Source organism: Parabacteroides sp. CT06, assembly GCF_002257605.1.
In the GTDB taxonomy this organism is placed as follows: Bacteria; Bacteroidota; Bacteroidia; order Bacteroidales; family Tannerellaceae; genus Parabacteroides; species Parabacteroides distasonis.
In genome coordinates, this window is sequence record NZ_CP022754.1 from 4,842,398 (window position 1) to 4,863,955 (window position 21,558).

Annotated in this window: 20 protein-coding genes; 12 read left to right on the plus strand and 8 right to left on the minus strand. The window is 41.4% G+C overall.

Translation table 11 applies throughout. The annotated features are described in order from the left end of the window. Window positions 1-399 precede the first annotated feature (399 nt). From CI960_RS21135 to CI960_RS21160, 6 genes are all read left to right on the plus strand, one after another. A complete protein-coding gene (locus tag CI960_RS21135) occupies window positions 400-1,347 on the plus strand; it encodes a fimbrillin family protein (protein WP_005860420.1) in 948 nt (315 codons plus the stop codon). 211 nt (window positions 1,348-1,558) lie between these two features. Next, the gene (locus CI960_RS21140) at window positions 1,559-2,014 is read left to right on the plus strand and encodes a DUF4252 domain-containing protein (protein WP_029257165.1); all 456 of its coding nucleotides are present in this window, start codon (window positions 1,559-1,561) and stop codon (window positions 2,012-2,014) included. An 11-nt stretch (window positions 2,015-2,025) separates the two neighbouring features. Then, complete coding sequence (locus CI960_RS21145; protein ID WP_005860415.1) at window positions 2,026-2,538, plus strand: RNA polymerase sigma factor; 513 nt, start codon at window positions 2,026-2,028, stop codon at window positions 2,536-2,538. Next, window positions 2,531-2,923 (plus strand): hypothetical protein, encoded by a 393-nt coding sequence (locus CI960_RS21150; protein WP_005860413.1) that lies wholly within the window; start codon window positions 2,531-2,533, stop codon window positions 2,921-2,923. The genes CI960_RS21145 and CI960_RS21150 overlap by 8 nt, the downstream gene beginning before the upstream one ends. Continuing rightward, the gene (locus tag CI960_RS21155; RefSeq protein WP_008778921.1) at window positions 2,916-3,392 is read left to right on the plus strand and encodes a DUF4252 domain-containing protein; all 477 of its coding nucleotides are present in this window, start codon (window positions 2,916-2,918) and stop codon (window positions 3,390-3,392) included. The genes CI960_RS21150 and CI960_RS21155 overlap by 8 nt, the downstream gene beginning before the upstream one ends. 75 nt (window positions 3,393-3,467) lie before the next feature. Beyond that, entirely contained in the window at window positions 3,468-4,634 is a 1,167-nt protein-coding gene (locus CI960_RS21160) for a 6-bladed beta-propeller (RefSeq protein ID WP_005860410.1), read from the plus strand. 35 nt (window positions 4,635-4,669) lie between these two features. Here the strand turns inward: CI960_RS21160 and mutS are convergent, their stop codons facing one another. The 8 genes from mutS to CI960_RS21200 form a co-directional block, all read right to left on the minus strand. Further along, the gene (gene mutS / locus CI960_RS21165; RefSeq protein WP_172724878.1) at window positions 4,670-7,255 is read right to left on the minus strand and encodes a DNA mismatch repair protein MutS; all 2,586 of its coding nucleotides are present in this window, start codon (window positions 7,253-7,255) and stop codon (window positions 4,670-4,672) included. 85 nt (window positions 7,256-7,340) lie between these two features. Further along, a complete protein-coding gene (gene fsa, locus CI960_RS21170; RefSeq protein ID WP_005860406.1) occupies window positions 7,341-7,997 on the minus strand; it encodes a fructose-6-phosphate aldolase in 657 nt (218 codons plus the stop codon). Between the two features lie 203 nt (window positions 7,998-8,200). Further along, entirely contained in the window at window positions 8,201-9,352 is a 1,152-nt protein-coding gene (locus tag CI960_RS21175; protein ID WP_005860404.1) for a hypothetical protein, read from the minus strand. Between the two features lies 1 nt (window position 9,353). Then, window positions 9,354-10,625, minus strand: coding sequence for a DNA cytosine methyltransferase (locus CI960_RS21180; protein ID WP_005860402.1), 1,272 nt, complete (start codon window positions 10,623-10,625; stop codon window positions 9,354-9,356). A gap of 336 nt (window positions 10,626-10,961) precedes the next feature. Then, window positions 10,962-11,588, minus strand: coding sequence for a hypothetical protein (locus tag CI960_RS21185; RefSeq protein ID WP_005860400.1), 627 nt, complete (start codon window positions 11,586-11,588; stop codon window positions 10,962-10,964). A 6-nt stretch (window positions 11,589-11,594) separates the two neighbouring features. Continuing rightward, entirely contained in the window at window positions 11,595-12,668 is a 1,074-nt protein-coding gene (locus tag CI960_RS21190) for a DUF4848 domain-containing protein (protein WP_005860398.1), read from the minus strand. A 20-nt stretch (window positions 12,669-12,688) separates the two neighbouring features. Next, complete coding sequence (locus CI960_RS21195) at window positions 12,689-13,051, minus strand: DUF3244 domain-containing protein (RefSeq protein WP_005860396.1); 363 nt, start codon at window positions 13,049-13,051, stop codon at window positions 12,689-12,691. Between the two features lie 182 nt (window positions 13,052-13,233). Next, window positions 13,234-14,943, minus strand: coding sequence for a lipopolysaccharide assembly protein LapB (locus CI960_RS21200; RefSeq protein WP_005860394.1), 1,710 nt, complete (start codon window positions 14,941-14,943; stop codon window positions 13,234-13,236). A gap of 406 nt (window positions 14,944-15,349) precedes the next feature. Here CI960_RS21200 and CI960_RS21205 point away from each other — a divergent pair, with 406 nt between their 5' ends. The 6 genes from CI960_RS21205 to CI960_RS21230 all read left to right on the plus strand — a co-directional run bounded on the left by CI960_RS21205 (window position 15,350) and on the right by CI960_RS21230 (window position 21,557). Then, window positions 15,350-15,913: an ORF6N domain-containing protein gene (locus tag CI960_RS21205; RefSeq protein ID WP_009016534.1), complete on the plus strand. Its 564-nt coding sequence runs from the start codon at window positions 15,350-15,352 to the stop codon at window positions 15,911-15,913. A gap of 24 nt (window positions 15,914-15,937) precedes the next feature. Next, window positions 15,938-16,501, plus strand: a complete 564-nt coding sequence (locus CI960_RS21210; protein WP_094582560.1) for an ORF6N domain-containing protein — start codon at window positions 15,938-15,940, stop codon at window positions 16,499-16,501. A gap of 24 nt (window positions 16,502-16,525) precedes the next feature. Further along, window positions 16,526-17,083 (plus strand): ORF6N domain-containing protein, encoded by a 558-nt coding sequence (locus CI960_RS21215; RefSeq protein WP_008773200.1) that lies wholly within the window; start codon window positions 16,526-16,528, stop codon window positions 17,081-17,083. 89 nt (window positions 17,084-17,172) lie between these two features. Further along, on the plus strand, window positions 17,173-20,013 hold the full coding sequence (gene leuS, locus CI960_RS21220; protein WP_005860388.1) for a leucine--tRNA ligase: 2,841 nt from the start codon (window positions 17,173-17,175) through the stop codon (window positions 20,011-20,013). Continuing rightward, window positions 20,010-20,888, plus strand: coding sequence for a YitT family protein (locus CI960_RS21225; RefSeq protein ID WP_005860386.1), 879 nt, complete (start codon window positions 20,010-20,012; stop codon window positions 20,886-20,888). The genes leuS and CI960_RS21225 overlap by 4 nt, the downstream gene beginning before the upstream one ends. 87 nt (window positions 20,889-20,975) lie before the next feature. Next, window positions 20,976-21,557 (plus strand): non-canonical purine NTP diphosphatase, encoded by a 582-nt coding sequence (locus tag CI960_RS21230; protein ID WP_005860384.1) that lies wholly within the window; start codon window positions 20,976-20,978, stop codon window positions 21,555-21,557. The last annotated feature ends 1 nt before the right edge of the window (window position 21,558 follow it).

Here is a 21,558-nt window from a genome sequence, read left to right on the forward strand (position 1 = left end):
GAATTAGACCATCGGGGTCACTACCCGTACGATGTGTTTTTCATTCAGCCGACTCTATATATTCTCTCAATAAGAGAAACAACGGGTCTCGTCCAAATACCCTTTTACATTCAAGGGTTATCATTCCCTCTCAACTTATCGCCAAAAACACTCTTCTATTTGACTATTACAAGGACGAGACCCGTTTAATAATAACTTTATATCTCTTGGATATATTGATTATTATAGTATACAATAAAGCAGGTTACTTTGCGTATTAAGAGGATAAAACAATCGTTACTATATAATATATAAAAATATCATTTTATAACAGGAATAATAATTAATAGTAATAGAATAATAAACTATATTGGCTCAAATGTTTATTGTTTGAAAGGTTCCATTAAAACATTAGACAAAATGAACAAATTATTATTAATTACGATCTTGTTAATCATCTTTACCGGATGTCATGAAAATCAGCAGTGGATGTCCAAAGAGAAATCAACCGCACGAAAGTCAGTTCTTGAAATGACCACCCGGTCCTATACGGCAGGTTCTTCAGTATTCACCGAAATTCTGCCCGAAGGGTCCGAAATAGGATTATTTATAACCTATGGTAATCAAGACAGTTTATATAAAGGCGCATCTCTTTATAAAAACGTAAAATCAAAGGCTGTAGGCTCATCAAAAGGTTCTTTAAAATGGAAACAAACACCGCAGGTATTCCTCAGATCTAATCGACCAGTCATGATCTACGCTTACTCACCTTATAAAGTACAAATACCGTTAGATCCCACCTCCATACCGATCAAAATATCCCCAATCGCGGCAGAAACCCCCTCTTATAAATATGGGAGGCTCTCGCAAGGTCAAAAAGAGGTTAACCGTAAATCTCCGCTCGCGAAACTCTCCATGAATTATGCATTATCACTTCTCTCATTCGAAATATATCAAGATTCGGACATCAACGGGCTATTCAAGCTAACCTCCATACAGATCGGTAACCGTGCGGGAGGTAATACCTTGCAATATACCGGGACAATGGATATCGTAACCGGAAATATCAAAGGAACTCCCGGGGCATATAAAGCCACTTTACTTACAATAGATCCATCCGTAACTTTACGACACGCAAAAGCGGAGGAGCAAAATATCCGTATAGTCCCTACCTACTCTCCTATCCGGGAAAAAGAAGTTGAGGCGATCTTTACTATCAATGGAAGAACTTACAAATACATCATTCCGGAAGGCACCTGCTGGAATAAAGGATATAAATATTCCTATAAGTTATATTTCGATGGTAAAGATATCAGGTTACACGATTCCGTCGCCTATATATGGACACCTAAACTGAAGAAAAAATAATCAGGATATAAAATAAGAGTACTAATCTATGGAACTTTTCATTCTTACCGTAAAGCCTATCGAGAATAAATACACCCGGACTCTAATCTTTTTTGCCTATTTTTGTAACAAACAAATCCCTTATCCCGTCTTCTTTGTGAAAGCCCCCACTCTAAGGCGCACGGACGAAGGGCGATCCAAAAACATAGTATTAACGAAAAAGTCAATTACAATGAAAAGATTACTAGTGTTACTGGCCATCCTCCTTATCAGCCAAGTAGGATACGGGCAGCAGAAGATGGATCAATTATTCAATGCTTTCCGGGGTGAAAGCGATGTTACTTCCGTAAATATCGGAAACATAACGATGAAGCTAGCCAGCCTGTTCACCGAGACAATGGGAGTAAACGGTATAGAGATCCTTGAATTTGATAATTGTGCCCAAGAGGTGAAAGACCGACTGTCTACCGCCATACGGAACCTGAGAGATCCTGATTATGAGACGATGGTCACGGCAAATGAAAGGGACAGTCGCACGAAAGTTCTTGTCAAAATAAAAGAGGATATGATCCGTGAACTGGTCATATTCACGACAGGAAGCGACAATGCGTTAATCCGTATCAAAGGAAAGATCAGCCCGTCCGATCTAGACCGGGTAATCAATGAGCACAAAACTGGAAATTATTAAGGGCGATACTGATGGACGTTGATGTTTTTAAACAACGGTTCCTACCCTTTCATCCTAAACTCTATCGGATCGCTTATGCCTTATTAGACAATAAAGCGGATGCGGAAGACATACTTCAAGATGCCTATTGCAAATTATGGAATAAAAGGGATGAGCTGGGAGATATCCAGAATCCGGAAGCATTTTCCATAACATTGGTCAAAAATCTTTGTCTGGATTTCCTGCGCTCGCCCAAAGCAAGCCGAAGAGACAACGAAGAGGCATTGGAGACCGTTCTATTAACGACCGACTCCTCGCCGGAAAAGGAATTGGAAGAAAAAGAGGATATCCGGCGTATACAAGAACTGATAGAACAGCTCCCCGAGAACCAGAGGCAGGTAATCCGCCTGCGTGGTATTGAGGATTGTTCCTATGAGGACATTGAACAGATTACAGGGCTTAGCTCCTCTAATATAAGAACATTACTTTCCCGGGCACGCAAATTGATCCGGGAGAAACTAGAAAAAGCAAGTTGTCATGGATGATAAAAAGATAGATGAACTAATAAACAAGGCACTCCAAGAGGATTTAGCCTTACCGGAGGGACTTTCCGAAAGGCTGGAACGACAAATCGACTTCCTAGCCCAAGAAGAGATATCTCCCCGAGTCTCACGAAGACGTTCCTTCTATTGGATAAGCGGAATCGCCGCCGCTATTCTTGGCGCCCTATTCCTCATCTTCACGGAGACAAATCGTCCGGCTCCCGTTATGGCCGATACCTTTACCGATCCTGAAGAGGCAGCTGTCGTAGCCCAAAATGCCTTGGCGTTCATGTCTAGGAATTTAAACAAAGGTCTCGGGCAGGTCAATGAAGCCAGTCAAGAGATCACAAAAATAAACAAGATCGTAAATAAACATTTAAATGATTAATACAATGAGACTCAAACAACTATATACAATACTGCTTCTCTGCTGCGTGAATATCTGTTTTGCCCAGAACAAGCTTTTCGACAAATATGCGGATATGGACGATGTTACTTCCGTATATATCTCCAAAAAGATGTTTCAGATGATGCCGGTCATGGAAACCGCCGGACTCAACCTTGCCAACCTGAAAGGGAAAATAGAATCCCTGCAAATACTCACCACCCAAAAAGCGGATTTAAGGGAACGAATGCGAGGTGAGTTCAAAGCCTTGATCGGAAAGGATCATGAAGAACTCATGCGAGTAAAAGATGGAAAGACCAAAGCCAATTTCTACGTCAAGCAACAAGGAGAACTGATACAGGAGTTGATCATGATAGCCGACATGGACGACGGGAGCTTCAGCGTCATGCAATTGTTAGGGCGTTTTACGCTCCAAGATGTGCAAGAAATTACCAGTGAGATCAACAAATAATAGGATAATTTCGTGAAAACCATCGGCTTTTTATAGTATCTTCACCACCATAAGTTAAACAAAAATCATACGCGTATGAAAAGATTCATTTTTACAGGGATAATCATCCTGTTTGTAATGGCTGGATGTGGAGGCGACCATTCATCGACCGATGGTCTTATAACCGTGGATGTAAACGATAGTTATTCAACCAAAAAAGAGTTGGTCCTTCAAGACTTCATGGATGTGGAGTATATTCCGCTGGAAACAAACGATGAGTTTATCAATCGGGCATGCGTGCAGGCGGTTGGCGAGAAATACATAATCGTGACAAACTTTTACGATGATGGCAATATTTTCGTATATGGCCGGAACGGAAAAGCTATTCGCAAAATAAATCGCAAGGGACAAGGTGGAGAAGAATACGTGTCTATGAGATCGGTTTCGTTAGATGAAGAAAACGAAGAGATTTTCGTAAATGATTTTCATGCGAAAAAGATAAGGGTTTATGATTTGGAAGGAAATTTCAAACGAAGTCTGAATCAAAGAAGCGAGAAAAGTTCGTTTTACGTGGAAATGCTTGATTATGACAAGGACAACTTGATTTGTTATGATAAGTTTAATTTTGAGGTACCATTCTTGCTTGTGTCGAAACAAGATGGAAGTATAACGAAAGAAATCACGGTTCCATATAAAGAGAAGCAATTATTCCATATCGTTGAAAGACTTTATGATAAAGGAGAAACAAGAGCAGCTGGACCAGGTCCGTATAACAGTATAATTCCTTTTAACGGTAATTGGATTCTATTTGAGGCCTCTGCAGATACGGTCTACACCTTAATGCCTGATTACAGTTTGCGCCCGCTTATCGCACGAACACCCCCTATCCACACCATGGACCCGGGCGTTTTCGTCGTCTTAAGATTGATTTCCGATCGTTATTATTTCATGGAAAGTGTAACGAATATATATGATTTTAACACAGGAGAAGGTTTCCCGAGAAAGTACTTCGCATACGATACGCAAGAAAAGAAATTTTTCAACTATATCACATACAACGATGATTATTCTTATAAGAAAGAAATCTATATGGTGACATTTCCTCCCATCAATTCAAAAGGCGAATTGTGTTCTACCATCAATGCTTCCGATCTTTGCCAGGACTATAAAAGGGGAAAGCTGAAAGGCAAACTAAAAGAGGTGGCCGCGACATTGGAAGAGGATGACAACCGGGTGGTAGTGTTGGTGAGACCTAAAAAGTAAATGATTACCAATCATCGGTAATACGATCAAGCGGATTATTTCCCCGTAATAATCCGCTTAATTTCACTCAGTTTGTTCAAGGCTTCCAAGGGGGTAAGATTATTCACGTCCAAGTTCTTGATCTCATCCCGTACTTGGCTCAACACCGGATCATCCAACTGGAAGAAACTCAGCTGATACCCCTCGGCGGCAGACGCGATCGCTTTTACAGGCTTACCCCCGATGCCTTCCTGACGATTCTCGGACTCCAACTGCTTCAAGATCTCATTCGAACGCTTCACGATACTTTTAGGCATACCGGCCATTTTCGCCACGTGGATACCAAAGCTATGCTCGCTTCCTCCCGGTATCAACTTACGCAAGAATATCACCTTATTCCCTACTTCCTTGACCGATACGTTATAATTCTTGATCCGCTTAAAGGCACGCTCCATCTCGTTCAGCTCGTGGTAATGGGTAGCGAACAGCGTCTTCGCCTTCGCATTCGGGTGCTCATGAATATATTCCACGATCGCCCAAGCGATCGATATGCCATCGTAGGTACTGGTACCCCGCCCTAACTCGTCGAAAAGCACCAAGCTCCGGGAAGTCATATTATTTAATATATCGGAGGCCTCATTCATCTCTACCATAAAAGTAGACTCACCCACCGAGATATTATCCGAGGCGCCTACACGGGTAAATATCTTATCCACGATACCGATATGGGCGCTCTCGGCCGGAACAAAGCAACCGATTTGCGCCATGAGCGTAATCAAGGCTGTCTGACGCAATAAGGCGGACTTACCGGCCATATTCGGACCCGTGATAATGATGATCTGTTGTTTCTCGTCATCCAGATAGACATCATTGGCGATATAAGGTTCTCCCAAGGGCAGTTGTTTCTCGATTACCGGGTGGCGACCTCCCTTTATGTCGATCTTGTCGGAATCACTCACGACCGGACGGATATACTTATTCGCCTCCGCAGCCTTGGCGAAAGATAAAAGGCAATCGATACGCCCGATCAAGTTCGCGTTCATCTGGATAGGCGGAATATATTCCGTCAAGGCCAATACCAGCTCATTGAAAAGGCGGGTCTCCAGAGCAAGGATCTTTTCTTCCGCCCCTAATATCTTCTCCTCGTATTCCTTCAACTCCTCGGTAATATAGCGCTCGGCGTTCACCAAGGTCTGTTTACGGATCCAATTCGCCGGGACTTTATCCTTATGGGTATTACGTACCTCTATATAATAGCCGAAGACGTTGTTGAAAGCGATCTTCAAGCTTGGGATACCCGTCAATTCGATCTCGCGCTGCTGTACCTTCAACAAATAATCCTTGCCGGAATAAGCGATGGCACGCAAGTCATCCAATTCCTCGTTGACACCCTTCGCTATAATTCCTCCCTTATTGACCAACGAAGGGGGATCGTTATTAATCTCTTTCTCAATCCGGTCGCGGATCAAGGCGCAAGCGTTTAATTGCTCCCCGATCCGGCATAAGCTGGGTTCCCCGCTCGCCATACATGCCTCCTTGATCGGCTCGATCGCACGAAGCGCGACCTTTAGCTGAACCACCTCACGAGGAGATACACGGCCGACAGCCACCTTGGAGATAATACGTTCCAAATCGCCGATCTGCTCCAACTGCGTATCCAGCAACTCCTTTGTCTCCGGTTCACGGAAGAAATAATCCACGACCTCTTGGCGTTCTTGGATCGGTTTTACATCCTTTAGCGGGAATAGTATCCACCGGCGAAGCATACGAGAGCCCATCGGCGAGATCGTCTTATCGATCACGTCCAACAAGCTTGTTCCCTCATCGTTCATCGTACCCACCAGTTCCAAGCTGCGTACCGTAAACTTATCCAAGCGGACGTATCGATCCTCCTCGATACGGGATAAAGCGGTGATATGGGAAATATGCGTATGCTGGGTCTGGTCCAGATAATACAGAATCGCTCCGGAAGCGATAATACCTAATTTCAAGTGTTGTACGCCAAAACCCTTCAAGTTCTTCGTCTCGAAATGCTTCAACAGGCGATCCTCGGCGGCCGAGGTCGTAAAGATCCAGTCATCCAGCTCAAAGATAAAGAAACGAGGACCGAAAGCCTCCTCGAAACGCTTCTTGTTTCCCCGTTCGATCAACACTTCCTTCGGGGAAAAATTATTGAGTAATTTGTCGATATAATCGATGGAACCCTCCGCTGTCATGAACTCGCCGGTAGAGATATCCAAGAAAGAAATACCACATACCTCCTTGGCGAAATGGATAGAGGCCAAGAAATTATTCTCTTTATGATTCAGTATATTATCATTGATGGAAACACCGGGAGTCACCAATTCCGTAATACCCCGCTTCACCAGTTTCTTCGTCAACTTAGGGTCTTCCAGCTGGTCGCAAATAGCCACACGCTTTCCGGCCCGCACCAACTTCGGCAGATAAGAATCCAAGGCATGATGTGGAAATCCCGCCATCTCAACATGCTGCCCTACGCCATTCGCACGTTTGGTCTGTACGATACCCAGTATTTCCGCGCCAATCACGGCGTCCTCGCCATACATCTCGTAAAAGTCTCCAACCCGGAATAAAAGGATAGCGTCCGGATGTTTCGCTTTTATATCGAAATACTGCTTCATCAAAGGGGTTTCCACAACTTTTGCCACGATAGTAATCTTTTAAATGCGTTTACGAATTAATCCGCACAAAGGTACTATTTTTTTTCTATCCGTTTACTTTCTTATAATCCGCTAGAAAAGTAGCTAGCCCACTATCCGTTAACGGGTGTTTCAATAAGCCTTTAATGGCGGACAAAGGACAAGTAGCCACATCCGCCCCGGCCTCCACGCATTGGATGATATGCTGGGTGCTACGGATAGAAGCCGCTAAAACTTGGGTATCATAATCATAATAATCATACATTTCCACGATCTTACGTACCAGCTCTATCCCGTCGCTGGCAATATCATCCAAACGCCCGACAAAGGGCGATACATACGTAGCCCCGGCCTTAGCCGCCAATAACGCCTGACCGACAGAGAAAACCAGCGTACAATTCGTACGGATGCCTTTTCTGGTGAAATATTTTATCGCTTTAATCCCCGCTTCGATACAAGGTACTTTAACGACTATATTAGGATGTAAAGCTGCCAACTCCTCCCCTTCTTTTATCATGCCCTCTAAGTCGGTAGCGATTACCTCGGCGCTTACATCCCCGCCCACGATCTCGCAAATTTCCAAATAGTGTTTCCGTTGATTTTCCACCCCCCGGATTCCCTCTTTCGCCATTAAGGACGGATTAGTCGTCACGCCATCCAATACTCCCAATTCATTCGCTTCCCGGATCTGGTCCAGATTCGCCGTGTCAATAAAAAACTTCATAGCTTTAAACTTTAATGTTACGTATTTGTATAACCCTTCTGATTCGCTATTAGTTCTAAATCAACCGTCTCAATCCCCTACTAATTCCATATACAAGTCGTTAAGCCGTTTGTGGAGATATAAAACAGCGTATTTTTCCGGGATAGGTATGCTTCTTGATACGATCTATGATCTTAGGGAGACGATCGAGAAGAAGATATATTTTATTTTACAGACAAAGTATATTTCCTATCGATCCATTCGGCCAATGAAATACCGCCCAATTCTTCGATAGTCTCTTTCCTTTTATAAGGTTTTAGTTGATGAATACGTTTCCAAATATCATTAAGCCAGACCTCATATCGGTTAGGCAACATAAGTTCTGGACGGAATTCCGATATATCTAAGTCTAAATCATCACTATTAAGAAGATAGTTCTTTATTAAAGTCGCAGATTCTAACAACTCACCAACCACATGCGGTAAAGGAAAAGGCAGAAGTTCATCATTCAGTTTCAATTGTTGGCCCCCTGCGGAAAAAGTGTCCCGCATATGAAAATTAACAACAGACCGGCGCATACATAACCATAAGGCAGCATTCTCATAATTCCCACTCACTACTTCCGGGAATAAAATAAATATCTCCGCTTTTAGTCTCTTATTCCTTTCCGGATCCGCATATTCTCCATTATCCACCCACAGGCTTATATTCATATCCGTATGCTCCTCCAAACTTTCCTCAGCGGAAGTGCCCAACCACCAAGGCATAGCTTTCTTTTTGGCTTTAATGGCTTTTTCCCTATAATATTTTCGAACGATCTCTATAGAATCCGGAGCATTCCTTAATTGATCATAAGCAACTCCCATCTTACTAAAAATAGTCTGCTCTTTCGTTAATTCCATATTAATCAAATAACGGGGAGAATGGGTAACAGCTATATCGGAGAGACAATCCTCATAAGGACGGCACTTAAACTCCGCCGTCTTACCTCCCAGTTTGCCGAAGAGCATATAGATATTTTCTACATTCTTATCACGTGTAGACTCCACGATGCTACTTCCCGTAGATGTCCAATGGTTCTCTTTTGTAGATTTTACCTCAACCCCATAATATTTCTCCGCGATAATATCTGGAAAATATTGGGCGGAAACCAAGCGTATCTCCTCCACACGGAAAGGAGTTCTACCGCAAAGTTCTTTCATCACGTTCACTACTACATTTTCCAGTTCCTTACTCTTACAATCGCAATACGTACCCGGAATAGCAGCTGCTTTTTCATTCAAGTATGATTCCAGCATAAACATAAAATCCGCAAAAGCCTCATCCGCTTTTTGAAGATTTCTATTACGCACAGTAATAATATTCTCCTCTTCCATATTATCTCTTTTTAAAATACAACGGCCATAAAGTCTGTATGCGATTCGCTATATGATACGCTAATACTGGAGGAACCGCGTTACCGATCACCTTATAAGCGCCTGAGGCACTTAACTCAAAACGTGTACTGTTCTTTTTATGGGAGACAAACGTATAATCCGGCGGAAACGTCTGTATCAAAGCACATTCTCGAGGAGTTAAGCGACGTTCTTGTAAACCGGCGTCTAATTCTTCCGTAATAACGCCCCCATGCTCCCGGGATAAACGACGGTATTCTATATTTCCATGATGCTCGGAACGAATCGTCGGGCCAATATTATCCAGCGCGATCTCCTTTTGACCTTGACAATGAGCTCCCATATATTTCGCCTGTGAATAATACCGCTGGGATGGATCTTCTGTCCTATCCGGTTCCTCCAATCCTACAAATACATCCCGACAAACCACCGGTGGCAATAGTTTCTTATCTTCCACGGTGCAAGCATGTGTCGGACTCGGATAAGGATCGTAAGCTTTGGGTATCTTCTCCTCTTGAAGCGCTCTTAAAGCCTTAACCTTTAACGCGGACTTACGTATCCCGATAAAAATCACACGCTCTCTAGACTCCGGAACCCCATAATTGCCCGCATGTAAAACTTGAGGATCTAAAACAATATATCCATCCCCAGCCGCATGGGCGAAGTCTCTCTGAATAATACTTTTCACGTCTCCCAGATTCACCAGTCCCTTCACGTTCTCCGCGATAAATATCTTGGGTCTCGTAATATCGATCACCTGCTTCATCCAATAGTAAAGTTTACCCCTCGTCTCTTCCGAGGCCTCATCGTCCTCACGCAATTTCCCGGTATGATCCTTATTCGACTCAAATCCCAGACGTTTACCAGAGACACTGAAATCCTGGCAAGGAAAACCTCCCGTGACGACATCTATATTTTTAGGGAAAACTTTTTTCCCCGCTCGATGCTCTTTCACCAAGTCTACGATACTCTTTGTATTATAAACGTTTTTATCATATCCGAATCGATCCATATATTGAAGCCAAGCGGTTTGTGCCTCTTTCAATATATCATTCGCAAAGACCGTTCGAAAACGATTCTTCTGTAAACGAACCCAGTGTTCATCGATAACCTCTTGAACCCAGGTACTTTGAGGAGACATAGACTTACGATGACATATAAAATCCCCCTCGAATCCTAAATCCATGCCCCCACATCCAGAGAACAGGGACAAGACCCGTAGTTCATTTGATGTATCAACCTCCTTTTCACTCATTTTCATATTCGATCCTTACTATAAGATATGCTTAAAGAACCACAAATTTACGAAGAATTTCAATTTTTTTGTTTTCATAGTCAATTGATTTTGATTCGGCATCCACTATTGGATAGTTTGTCAAAGATAGTTCTTAATCACGAGAGAGACAATATCGCAAACAAAAAATGCCTCAATAATTCTTGAGAATCTATATACATTATACAAGCAAAAGCCATGCATAGAATTATCTCTCTACACATGGCTCTTTTCACGTACTCTTTTCTTATAGGCAGTTATTCATCTTTGTTTTGGTTCCAAATAAAACATTATGTGTTTCTATACTTTATTATTCTATCATTTCAAAACAAAAGGAACATATACAGAGAGCATCAAATCCGAAAGATGTCCACGACGGCCATTAGCCGGTCCGTTATTGAAATGCTTCAAGGTATTGAAACAGCCATACTGATAAGAAAGGCCGAACTCACAATGCTTGCTTAAACGATATCCCACCTTCGCCATCACGGACAGGTCAAACACGGCTTGTGGCTGTACATAAAGCGTAGGAGCGATACCGACACCTAAATGGAATTTCTTGGTAAAACGCCAATTCCAACTAGCGGCTACGGAGATAGGCATCACAAACTCATCGAAAACATCAGCTTTCTTAGAAACATATATACCATCCTCTATACTTTCATAATAAGGAAAATACTTCGTCGTTTCCATCTTCTGAAATCCCATCGTAATATCCAAATCATAAAAGAATTTCTGTTCCGGAAGGAATCGAAAGCGATAACCGATCATACTATTTAACTTATAATCGTGCCGATAAGACCAATTTGATTCATCACCCCAAGTAGTTCGTTTCCAACTATCTTGTAAAGGAAATCCAACACCGGCACCTACTAATAAGCCATGCTCAATTTGGGCGAAAGTAGAAGTAGAAACCAATAACAGTAAAAATAAAATTTTTTTCATAAATTATCACCAGTCTTCTTTTAAACTTATTTTTGCAGTCCCTTTATTACTTTCAGGCATTTCATCTGACCAAATTTCCATTCGTCCAGAAAACTCAAATCGAGGAGGAGTTACGATTGTAACTGAGTTTCTTGGATTTTCACCAACATGCCCTAACATACCTCCTTGATCCTTAGCTAAAAGTTTATTATATACATCTGTATGTAAAAGAATTGTTACCCCATTTTTATTCTGATAATTTTTAATTGAAACATTATATACTTCAAAACCACTTCCTGACCCTGAAGCTGTAAGACGTAGTATAATCATTGTACGGTGTTTTTTCCATAAAACTTTCTTTTTTTGACTAAGATAATCAAAGCCTAATGACAAATAATTTTTATTTTCAATAGTTTGTAACTCTATAAATCTTGGAATAGCTCGAACCTTTACATAATCACCACCTGGTATTTGATATTTACTTTCAGCTAGGTTTATATCATTCTTTTCATTTGTAGCTTCATTATTACCATACAATGATATCCCTGATCCGAAATATTCCTCTAAAGCCTTATATACAGGAGCATATGCTACACTATCTCCTATCAAAAACACCCCCCTTCTATTCACAAAAGAACTATATGTAGAACCTTTTAATTTATAATGCGCAATAAAATCTGTAGAATCATAAGGTTCAAACATGAAAACATCATCATATTTTTGTTTGAATTCTTTGATTTGATGAGCAGGCCAAGGTTGGCTAAGATCTTTCTCATAATTGTCTACAATAAGCTCCTGTTCTTGATCTGCTTCTTGCATAAGTTGCCATTGACTTACGAAACCTGCCCCCGAGAAAATATTATTTCTCTCTTCTTCTGACATATCATTCATCTCCCAAAGCATCGCATTAAAGACGGAATCATTCTTGAACTGAATACATTTATCTCCCGCATAATCTACAATTTGGAAATCTGCTTCACCAACAAAAGCCTTTGTTTGTAATCCTGTCGTTTCAGCAACATTAATCAATTCCGCATCATTACTACATGATATCATCAATAAAGTACATGCAGATGCTAAAAGCACTGTCTTTTTGTCCATACTTCTAAAATTTGAATTATTTATAAATTAAAAAAACCTTCTGCGTAGTTTTCTGAATCTGATATATAAAGTCCATAAGATCCAGAAGTACATTCATCTAATGAGATAATACTAGAAGAAACATCTTGTGTATCCACTATCTCCTCATAAACGATATTTCCATTCGCATCCACAACAGATACTCGTACCTCTCCTATATATTCTAAAAACTCCAAAGACAAAACTTTTGAAGTTTCATCTATGTCTGCTTTTATAGGTACATCCAAATTTACAGATCGCTGTTTTTTCTTAAGATGACCATGTAAAGGCACATGACCTGCAAAAGATGGAATACAAATTGAAAAAATAAACAACACTGTTAGTAGCCATTTTACATTTTTCATAATCTCTCTTTTTTTGTTATGTTTCGGTTGCAAATCTAGAGATTATATATGATCTAAAGGGGTTAAATTATGTAATCCACATAGACAAAGAAAAAAACGTAAACACTTGACAATCAAATACTATAAAAACAAATACATAGACAAACAATCGTAGAGCCCCTTAAATGAAGGTTTATTACATACTAAATATTAACAAGAGATTCATACAATCCTTGTTTACCTTCCCAATTTAATTTCTTTCGTACTCGCAAACGTGTACGATCGACGGAAGTAGGAATAATATTTAAAAGGATAGATATAGCTGTTGAATCAAGTTTAAATAATGTAAGGAAACAAAGATGCATCTCCGATGGTGACAAGCCTGCATCCTTCAGTACCTTTATAACACTAGGGTAAACTTCCATCATCAAAACTTCAATATCAATCCACATTTTTTCGGAAACGGGTGCTTCAGAATGATTAGGCTGCACAGTTTGAGATATTTTCTTTATTTTTTTAGCTAAATTACTATTGAGAATTTTAGATTCTCTTAATTCGAATAATCGAGATCTCAAGCTATCTACCTCTTTCTGTACATTTTCATATTCCACTTGCATTTTCACCGAAGAATACTGAGTATTTTGCAATTGGATTAGTTCATCACTCTTTCTCCGAAGTTCTGCATATAATTGATATATGCTTTGATTCAAAGTATTAATTTTTTCTTGTTGTTTTAAAAGTGAACGATTCTTTCTTCTTATCGTAGCTAAATAGACAATAATGAGTAAAGCACATAAAAATAACAATATCAATATAAAAGTATAATTCCTTTGCCCCTTTAATAGTAATCTTATATTTTCATTATGCAATTTCAAATGTTCATATTTTTGTTCTGTATCATATATATCGACAGATTTACTTATATTCATAAGGGAATCCTCTGCTGCTACATATTCTTCATAAAAAGACAAAGCTCTTTTATAATCATCTCTTTCTTTATTTATTTTATAATAATGATAAGCAATAGTAGCCGGTACAAAATCATTATCTATGGATACACTATTAGCCTTTTGAAGATAATTTTCCGCTTGTTCTAAATTTCCACGCTTTTGCTCAAGATCTGATAAGGTCAAATAATCCGAAGCAGTATCACTCGAATCCTCTTTTATGCTCTTCAATAAATATTTTTCAGCTAAATCATATTTTTCCAAAACATTAAATATATTACCTAGACCATTGTATACATAATTTCTAACCTCATCTACTCTCAAGGAATCTATTATCACTTCTGCTCGCTTCAATATAGTTAAAGCTAAATAATTAGAATCAACATCCATATAACTCCTTCCCTCATTCACAAACGAACGCACATAGCTTTTCATATTACCGGCCAATCGAAAATACCGTCCGCTCTCCTTATATTTTTTTGCAGCTAACACATAACGATCATCCAGTTCATACAAATCCCCCATATAACTACAAATATACCCGGCACGATTATAGTTCTTAATCGCCAACGCTACCTCCAGCGCATCGGAGTAAGCCCTCATTGCCTTCTCGTACTCCTTATCCTCCACATACGAACGCCCCAGATAAAGGCCGATCTCAGCCTCCTCTTCCCGCATCTTTTTCTTTTGATAGTATTTCAAGGCGATCTCAAGCTGGTTCGTATAAGGCATTTCGTCCTCTATTTTATCGGCGGCACGTGCGTACAACATACACCAACGGGCTATCAGACGGGGACTCATCTCTTCCGGGAGCGGAATGGAATCCAATGTAGTGATTACGCTATCCGGATAGGCATCAAACAGGCGTTCCGCCTGATTGATCAAACGGATTTCCTCAGATTCATTTTGGCATCCTACCACAAGGAAAGTCAAGGAAGTTAATAGTATATATATAAATGACTTCATCCTTTATTATAGATAAGCAAAATTAAATATTTTTAATTCATAAACAAACGATAGAACAACAAAATAACAAATACAAGAAGAAAAAACACACAATAAGTCCATGCAAAGGTATCAAGTTATATATACATGAATATCAGTGATATAAAAACATCATCATGTTTTCCGGAAAACACGTACATGTTTTTCCGAAAAGTCGTACGTGTTTTTCATAAATCACGTACGTGTTTTTCCCGGAAATCTTATAAGGAAAATAAGAACACATAAAAAATAGACAATAAGCCGGATCAGCAATAACTCATTGTACAACTTACAAATGCAACCAATCATTAATATCCAACTAGCTTATTGCTTATCTCAATTATTTTACAAACCTTTGCGAACATAATATTAAACTAAAATCTTTACTATGGAATTACAAACGATACAAAACAAGATTCACGAGATCAGAGGGCAAAAAGTCATGCTGGATTTTGATCTGGCGGAAATGTATGGAATAGAGACAAGGGTACTTAAACAGGCAGTCAGGCGTAATCCTAAACGATTCGAGGGAAATGATTTTATGTTTGAATTGACCAAGGAGGAACTTTCAAGATCACAATTTGTGACCTTGAATAAAGGTAGAGGTAATAACTTTAAATATATGCCATTCGCTTTCACGGAACTAGGAGTCGCAATGCTAAGTAGTGTGCTGAACTCAGACATTGCGATCGAAATCAACAGAAACATTATGAGAGCCTTTGTCGCTATCCGGAATTATACCTTACAAGCTACCACTAGTTCCATCGAAATTAAAGAGCTACAAGAACGTATCAAATCTCTTGAAATGGCTAATGAGGAAACCCTTTGCGCTATCAATGATCTCAGTGAAGACACCCAAAAGTCTTTGGATGATATTTACATAGCTCTTTCCGAACTGGCTACAAAGAAAAAGAACAATGCTAAAAGGCCTAAAATTGGTTATATCAAATAAAGTAAACTAATAAGTTCTTATACTATGGAATTACAAGCGATACAAAACAAGATTTATGAGATCAGAGGGCAAAAAGTCATGCTGGATTTTGATCTGGCGGAAATGTATGGAACGGAAACTGCCCAATTGAAACGTGCGGTCAGACGTAATATAGAACGCTTTGAAGGAGATGATTTCATGTTTGAGTTAACCAAGGAGGAACTTTCAAGATGCCAATTTGGTATCTTGAACAAAGGAAGAGGTAGTAATTTCAAATATAAGCCTTTTGCTTTCACGGAATTAGGGGTGGCTATGCTTAGTAGTGTGCTAAATTCTAAAACTGCCATAGAAATCAACAGAAACATTATGAGAGCCTTTGTCGCTATCCGGAATTATACCTTACAAACTATCACTAGTTCCATCGAAATTAAAGAACTACAAGAACGTATCAAATCTCTTGAAATGGCTAATGAGGAAACCCTTTGCGCTATCAATGATCTCAGTGAAGACACCCAAAAGTCTTTGGATAATATTTACATAGCTCTTTCCGAACTGGCTACAAAGAAAAAGAACAATGCTAAAAGACCTAAAATTGGTTATATCAAATAAAGTAAACTAATAAGTTCTTATACTATGGAATTACAAGCGATACAAAACAAGATTTATGAGATCAGAGGGCAAAAAGTCATGCTGGATTTTGATCTGGCGGAAATGTATGGAACAGAAACCGCCCAACTGAAACGTGCGGTCAGACGAAACATAGAACGCTTTCCTGATGATTTTATGTTCACATTAACAATTCAAGAATTTAACAACTTGAAAAACAATATGGTATGCCAAATTGGCATCTCAAAGAAAGGAGGTAACCAATATGCTCCATTCGCTTTCACGGAGCAAGGTATAGCAATGCTTTCTTCTGTACTCAGATCCGATACAGCCATTAAAGTCAATATCTCTATCATGCGTGCTTTCGTCGGCATACGACAAATAATAAGTTCTTCCTCCCCTTTGCTTGAACTCCAACAAGAAGTAAAGGAACTCAAAGCGTATATCGAAGAAGCATTTGCCGATTACAACGACATCAACGAAGATACCCGTACGCAACTTGAGCTAATCAATCTGTCACTCGCTGAGTTACAAGCGAAAAGAACCGAGAATCAATCTCGCCCCCGGATTGGTTACGTGAAATAAACAGTTCATGTAAATAACTCATATAAAATAAATAAATTCACTAACTTTGTGGCCTTAAATAGAAAACGATACAAAAACGATAAACGATCATGGAGTACAATTTCAGAGAGATTGAGAAGAAGTGGCACGACTACTGGATTGCCGAAAAGGTTTATAAAGTCGAAAAAGACACGAATAAGCCTAAATACTATGTATTGGACATGTTCCCCTATCCTTCCGGTGCGGGATTACACGTTGGCCACCCGCTCGGTTATATAGCTTCTGATATTTATTCGCGTTTCAAACGTTTGCAAGGTTTCAACGTATTGCACCCGATGGGTTACGACGCTTACGGACTACCCGCCGAGCAATACGCCATCCAAACCGGACAACATCCGGAGATCACGACAAAGAATAATATAGCCCGTTATCGGGAGCAATTGGAAAAGATCGGTTTCTGCTACGATTGGAGCCGTGAGATCCGTACCTGTGATCCCGAATATTACAAATGGACGCAATGGGCCTTCATCCGGATGTTCAACAGCTACTACTGCAACGACGAGAAGCAAGCCCGCCCGATCAGCGAGTTGATACAAGCCTTCGAGACAAGTGGTACGGAAGGTCTGAACGTAGCTTGCGGAGAGGAACTTAGTTTCACCGCCGAGGAATGGAAAGCCAAGAGCGATAAAGAAAAACAAGAGATATTACTCAACTACCGGATCGCTTATCGTGGCGAGACCATGGTAAACTGGTGTGCCGCCTTGGGTACCGTATTAGCGAATGATGAGGTCGTGAACGGTGTTTCCGAGCGTGGAGGCTATCCGGTAGAACAAAAGATCATGCGCCAATGGTGCTTACGTGTATCCGCTTACGCGCAACGCCTGTTGGACGGATTGGATACGATCGACTGGACGGATTCCTTGAAAGAGACCCAAAAGAACTGGATCGGACGCAGCGAAGGTGCCGAGGTTCGCTTCAAGGTAAAAGACAGCGACAGGGAATTCACGATCTTTACGACCCGTGCCGATACGATGTTTGGTGTTACCTTCATGGTATTAGCTCCGGAAAGCGAATTGGTTCAACAATTAACTACGGCAGACCAAAAAGCAGAAGTAGACGCTTACCTAGATCGTACCAAGAAACGTACCGAGCGCGAGCGCATCGCCGACCGTCAGGTAACCGGTGTATTCAGTGGTTCCTATGCTATTAACCCGTTTACGGGCGAGGCAGTTCCCATCTGGATCAGCGACTATGTATTGGCCGGCTACGGTACGGGAGCGATCATGGCGGTTCCGGCGCACGATAGTCGCGACTACGCTTTCGCGAAGCATTTCGGACTGGAAATCCGCCCCTTGGTGGAAGGTTGCGACGTAAGCGAGGAAAGTTTCGATGCCAAGGAAGGTATCGTATGCAATTCTCCGAGAGCCGGCGTTACTCCTTATTGCGATCTTTCCTTGAACGGACTGACGATCAAGGAAGCGATAGCCGCTACCAAGAAATACGTAAAAGATCACGATCTGGGACGTGTGAAGATAAACTACCGCTTGCGCGACGCTATTTTCAGCCGCCAGCGTTATTGGGGCGAACCGTTCCCGGTATATTACGACGCCGATGGCATGCCTCAGATGTTGCCGGAAGAATGTCTGCCCCTGTTGCTGCCGGAAGTAGATAAATTCTTGCCTACCGAGACGGGCGAGCCTCCATTAGGACACGCCGTTAAATGGGCTTGGGACACGGTAAACCAAAAAGTCACCGAGGTATCGAAGATCGATAACCAGACGATCTTCCCGCTAGAGCTTTGTACGATGCCGGGCTTCGCCGGTTCTTCCGCTTATTATTTGCGCTATATGGACCCGCGTAATGATAAAGCCTTGGTAGCTAAAGACGTGGATGAATATTGGAGAAACGTGGATTTATATATCGGTGGTACGGAACACGCTACCGGCCACTTGATTTACAGCCGTTTCTGGAATAAGTTCTTGTTCGACTTGGGTATCGTTTGCGAGGAAGAGCCGTTCAAGAAATTGATCAACCAAGGTATGATCCAAGGACGCTCGAACTTCGTGTACCGCATCAACGGAACCAATAAATTCGTTTCCTTGAACTTGAAAGACCAATACGAGGTCACCCCTATCCATGTAGACGTAAATATCGTATCTAACGATCTGTTGGATATAGAGGCTTTCAAGAACTGGCGTCCGGAATACAACGACGCGGAGTTCGTATTGGAAGATGGTAAATATATCTGCGGATGGGCGGTCGAGAAGATGTCCAAATCCATGTTCAACGTAGTGAACCCGGATATGATCGTTGAGAAATATGGTGCCGATACCCTACGTTTGTACGAGATGTTCCTAGGCCCGTTGGAGCAATCCAAGCCTTGGGATACGAACGGTATCGATGGCGTACACCGTTTCTTAAAGAAGCTTTGGGGCTTGTTCTTCGGCAATACGGATACCCTGCAAGTTACCGATGCCGAGCCTACGGCCGACGAATTGAAATCCTTGCATAAGCTGATCAAGAAAGTAACGTTCGACATCGAGCATTTCTCATACAACACGTCCATTAGCGCCTTCATGATTTGCGTGAACGAGTTAACGAGCTTAAAATGCAGCAAGCGCGCCATCTTGGAGCCGCTGATCACCTTATTGGCTCCGTTCGCTCCCCACATCACGGAAGAGCTATGGCATCAATTAGGACATGATACGACCATCTGCGATGCCCAGTGGCCGGAACATAACGAAGAGTATCTGGTAGAAAAATCAGTTACCTACGTCATCTCATTCAATGGTAAAGCCCGTTTCAACCTCGAACTTCCGGCAGATATCTCCCGTGAAGACGCTGAGAAGGCGGCCTTGAGCCATGAGAACTCAGCGAAGTGGATGGAAGGCAAGGCCGTTAAGAAAGTTATTGTCGTTCCCGGCAAAATCGTTAATATCGTAGTGGGATGAACTTAAAACTCACAAAAATCTATTTTTCCGTACAGGATTATCTAATGATCCTGTTCGGAACTTTATTATACGGATTCGGATTCAACGCCTTTATCCTTTCCAACGAGATCGTGACAGGTGGGGTAAGTGGTATCTGTGCGTTGATCTTCTTTGCCTCCAATGGATTGATCCCGGTATCCGTATCTTATTTTGTCATCAACGTAGCCTTGTTGGTGGTAGCCTTAAAGATCCTTGGTCTAAAATTCTTGATAAAAACTATTTTCGGAGTTTTCTCACTCTCGGCTTCTCTCTCTCTCTTCGAGTGGCTGCTGAAAGGACAACCTATACTGCACGACCAGCCGTTTATGGCTATCATAATCGGAGCGTTTATGTGTGGTGCCGGACTAGGATTGGTATTCTCGGCGAACGGTAGTACCGGAGGTACGGATATTATCGGTGCGGTAATCAATAAATATAAGAATATATCGATCGGACGTATCCTTCTGTTTTGCGATTTCTTCATCATCAGTTCCTCTTTCTTCCTGTTCCATAACGTGGACAAGATCGTTTTCGGTTTCGTGGAGATGGTCATAAGCAATTACGTTCTCGACATGGTATTGAACGGTAACCGCCAATCCGTACAATTCCTCATCTTCTCCCAGAAGTACGACGAGATAGCGGATCGCATCATCCATGACTTAGGCCGTGGCTGTACGATACTGGACGGCGAGGGCGGTTATTCCCGCAAACCCGTCAAGGTAGTCGTACTACTCGCCAAGAAATCCGAATCCGTCTCCATCTTCCGGATCGTGAAACGGATAGACCACCAAGCGTTCATCTCCCAAAGCATTGTCCGAGGGGTATATGGTGAGGGGTTCGATCAGATAAAGACTTAAAAAAGAATATACAAACAATTTAAAGCATTTCCATACGTTATATATCTACCGTATAGAAATGCTTTCTTATTTAATAGATTACGAAATATGAAACTTGTATTCGCGACAAATAATCAACACAAACTGGACGAGGTCCGCAAGATAACCGCCGGATACGCGGAAATCATAAGTTTATCCGATATAGATTGCCATGACGATATCCCCGAGACGGCAGATACCTTAGAGGGAAATGCTTTGCTAAAAGCCCGCTATATCAAGGAGAAATTCGGATATGATTGTTTCGCTGACGACACGGGATTAGAAGTCGAGGTATTGAATAATGCTCCGGGAGTCTATTCGGCTCGTTACGCAGGAACAGGGCACGACTCGGAAGCTAATATGAACAAGCTGTTGTCCGAAATGAATCATAAAGAAAACAGAAAAGCACGTTTCCGCACGGTCATAGCTCTAGTCCTTGACGGAAAAGAATATACCTTCGACGGTATCGTGAATGGCTCTATCACTACCGAAAAACGCGGAAATAGCGGATTTGGATACGATCCTATATTCATGCCTGATACCTATACACAAACTTTCGCCGAGATGGGTAACGATACAAAAAACCAGATCAGCCATCGTGCGAAAGCCGTCATGAAGTTAACATCATTTTTATCTGATTACAATTGTTAAT